The 3811-nt window shown below is 34.2% G+C and carries 2 protein-coding genes; both read left to right on the forward strand.

The window, feature by feature from the left end; all coding sequences use genetic code 11:
• Positions 1 to 378 precede the first annotated feature (378 nt).
• Positions 379 to 576, forward strand: a complete 198-nt coding sequence (locus RWR88_RS08655) for a hypothetical protein (RefSeq protein ID WP_314451874.1) — start codon at positions 379 to 381, stop codon at positions 574 to 576.
• A gap of 27 nt (positions 577 to 603) precedes the next feature.
• Positions 604 to 3811, forward strand: a 3208-nt coding sequence (locus RWR88_RS08660; RefSeq protein WP_369011009.1) for a hypothetical protein, incomplete at its 3' end; no start/stop codon positions are given.

Below are 3811 nucleotides of genomic sequence, written 5' to 3' on the forward strand. Positions count from 1 at the left end.
AAGGTTCAGGACGTTGGCAGGTGTATGAAATGGAAGAAGTAATGCGTACTCCAGCCATCGTTCCTTCTACATACGTAACTATTACCATCAATTCGGTTGTAATGAACGTCAAATTGACATCATTTCTAAGCTAGATAACCAGGAACGGCATGAATACTACTATAGTTCTTTTGAAAAAGGAAATCGTGTATTTGATCTTGCCTTACAGCCTGTAGAAGCTGCTTTTGTTTTATCCACAGATAAAAGCGACCAAATTTACCTGAACAAACTGATTGAAGAAAAGAAAATGGATAACTTCACCTTAGAATGGTTGATTTATAAAGGTCTCTACAAGGAAGCCGAGTTTATCAAGGAACACTACCTATAAAAGGAGGTCCTATGAACTGTTGTGTAGTATGGAATGAAAAGAAAACCATCTTTGAAATCTTGACTGAAGAAAATGGGGTTACCCTTCAAGAAGTTGAAAATATGTATGAACCTTCTGAAGGATTAAGGGAATTAATTCTACTCTTAAAGGATGACCCTAATATAGAATATATTGAAATTGGCGATAACATCTTAGTTTTTAAAAGATAATTTTAACTAATTTTTGAAAGGTACTATATGAAAAAACAATTAGCACTTTCCACATTGGTAGCACTTGCTTGTGCAGGTCATATTGGTTATGCCGCAGATCCTGCTACTACAACTACTACAGAAAATGGTGTAACAAATAACTTCTATGATATTACTATCAACAACATTAAAGAAGATTCTGGCCTTGAGTTAGGTACTAATGCAAGAGCTAGAGGGAATGGTTCTATTGCGACTGGTACTGGATCATTGGCCGTAGGTAATAATGCAGTGGCTACTGGTGGTAATGAAACCAAAGATACTATCACAAGCAAATTGAATGAAAATAAACAGAAATTACATGAAATTGATGTAGCCCAAAATAACGTGACTAATTTGGCCGCTGAAATCCAAAAAATTAGGGCTGAACAAGCTAAAACAATTGAAGCTGGTGAACGTGTTAAGCAAGTTAGACTTGCTAAAGAAAAAGCTCGTCAAAGCTATTTGGAAAAGAAAAACGCTTACGATACAGAAGTAGCTAATTCCGCTGAATTTTTTAGAAACGCTCAAGCTAAACTAGATGATTTAAACAATCGTCTAGGTGCTATTAATCGTCTTGGGGGTGTAGATATTACCTCTGAAGGTGGATTAACCGCAGCTGCTACTAATCTAAAACGCATGACCGAAGAAGGAAGTACCTTGAATTTACCTTTAGATAGCTTCTATAAGGAGTATATTAAAGCTCATTATAAGGCAATGGGCGATTTGAGAAATAATCAATTAAGAAATACAAATTCACAATATTTTGAGTTTACCAATGTATACAATATGAACCTACCAGAAACTATTAACAAATATTATTTATCAGCTGGTATAGAGGATAGCTTTGAATATGACCGTTGGGGTAATTACCTTAATATTAATATATTTAATGGTGGTAATAAAAAATATAATTATATTCATTTTAATGCTTTTGATGGTGATAAGAATTTAACTAATAGACCAACAAAAGATATTTTGAATAAAAATATCAATACAGATTTAACTACAGAGGATGAATGGAATAGTATTAAAGAAGAAGCTCCTAAATACAAACAATCTATTAGAGAATATTTCAACAAAAATAATAACCCTTTATTCACCCCAGAATTAAAAAATCAATTTTATGAAGAAATGGATAAAAAAATCGACTATTTTATAAAAGGTTATGAAATCACATATTATCAAAAAAAATATGAAGATACTCATAACACTATGTGGTTAGATAAAAAAAATATAGCAATAAAAGAATATAATTCTATAGCTACTTCATATAATCTACAACACATTCTTTTAGAATTAAAAAATAAATATAAAGAATGGGAAAAAGAGAATGTCACAGATATTTTAGAAAAAAATAAAATTACCACGAATAAACTAACATCAGACCTTGAAACAGCTCTCCAAATTAATAAAAATGCAGTTGCTGAAAAAGAAAAACAAATTGTAGCTTTAAAATCCTCTGCCGATCAAGCCAAAACAAATTGGGAATCTATCAATCCCAACGCTTCAGATTTGTTGTATATGGAGCAATATGAAACATTAATGAAACAATTGACGGCTAAATCTCAAGAGTTGCAACAGAATCAAGAACGTTTGACCGCTCTTAAAAATGCATTAACCCTACATAATCTAAGTAATGTAGGTGAAAATGCTATGGCTATTGGTACAAATGCTTTATCAACAGGGTCTAATTCCATTGCCATTGGCACAGGTACTATTGTAACTGGTGAAAATTCTATTTCCATTGGTAAAGGTTCTGCCGTAACTGGCACAAAATCTATTGCAGTAGGTGTTGGCCATATTGTAATCGGTAATAATTCTGGGACTTTTGGCGATCCTAACACTATTTATAGTGACGGCTCTTATGCTTTTGGTAACAACAATACCATTGGCGATGCTACCACTACACATACAGTAGGAACAAATACATTTGTATTAGGCTCAAATGTAAAAACTAAGGCAAATAACTCCGTTGTCTTAGGCAAAGATAGTGTAGCCACTGAAGATAATGTAGTATCCATTGGCTCTAATACTTCTACTAGAAAGTTAGTGAATGTAACAGATGGTACAATTGCTGAAAACTCTAAAGAAGCAATTAATGGTAATCAATTGTGGAAAGTATCTGAAGCAAAAGCAATTAATAAAACAGCTTGGCAAGCTGCGTTAGGAAATGGTACAAATGCAGCTGGTAATACTGGACTTATTACTGGAGATACCTTACATGCAGCTCTTTCCACCGTTAAAATTGATCCTAATACATTAAATGCTAAAGCCAATACCACTTTAGATAACATTACAGATGATGGTAAAACTGTTATCCGTAACTTATCTAAAGAAGCTGTTAAGCTAGAAAACGGCTCTAATACTTCCGTAGAAAGCCGTGTAGACGGTAATTCCACTGTGTATAAGGTAAATGTATCTAACGATGCCATCACTGGTGCTATTGCCCCTAAATTAACGGAATTATCTACTACTGTAGATACCAAGCTAGCTGTCAAAGCTAATAAAGATGCTTCCAACATCTCTACTGAGGACGCTAAAAAATGGAGTGAAAAATTAGGCACTGGCACTGCAAAAGCTGGTGATAAAGGATTAATTACAGGTGATACCTTACATACAGCTCTTTCCACCGTTAAAATTGATCCTAATACATTAACAACTAAGGCTAATACTAATGCATCTAACTTAACAGATGAAAATGTTAAAGAATGGACATCTAAATTAGGTGTTGGTTCAGTAGCTGATGGAGATAAAGGTTTAGTGACTGGTGGCACTGTTAATACGGCTATTACTAACGCTGTCAACAATGCTACTTCTAGCATCAATAATGCGTTAGATTCTAAATTCAATGCTAAAGCTAATACCACTTTAGATAACATTACAGATGACGGTAAAACGGTAATCCGTAATTTATCTAAAGAAGCTATTAAGCTAGAAAACGGCTCTAATACTTCCGTAGAAAGCCGTGTAGACGGCAATTCCACTGTGTATAAGGTAAATGTATCTAACGATGCCATCACTGGTGCTATTGCCCCTAAATTAACGGAATTATCTACTACTGTAGATACCAAGCTAGCTGTCAAAGCTAATAAAGATGCTTCCAACATCTCTACTGAGGACGCTAAAAAATGGAGTGAAAAATTAGGCACTGGTTCAGTAGCCGATGGAGATAAAGGTTTAGTGACTGGTGGCACTGTTAATACGGCTATTACTAACG

This window comes from uncultured Granulicatella sp. (assembly GCF_963528195.1).
Taxonomy (GTDB): Bacteria; Bacillota; Bacilli; order Lactobacillales; family Aerococcaceae; genus Granulicatella.

What these genes read in the sequence shown, in the direction of transcription:
- RWR88_RS08655 (WP_314451874.1), top strand. Translation starts at nt 379, where the DNA reads ATGAACTGTTGTGTAGTATGGAATGAAAAGAAAACCATCTTTGAAATC.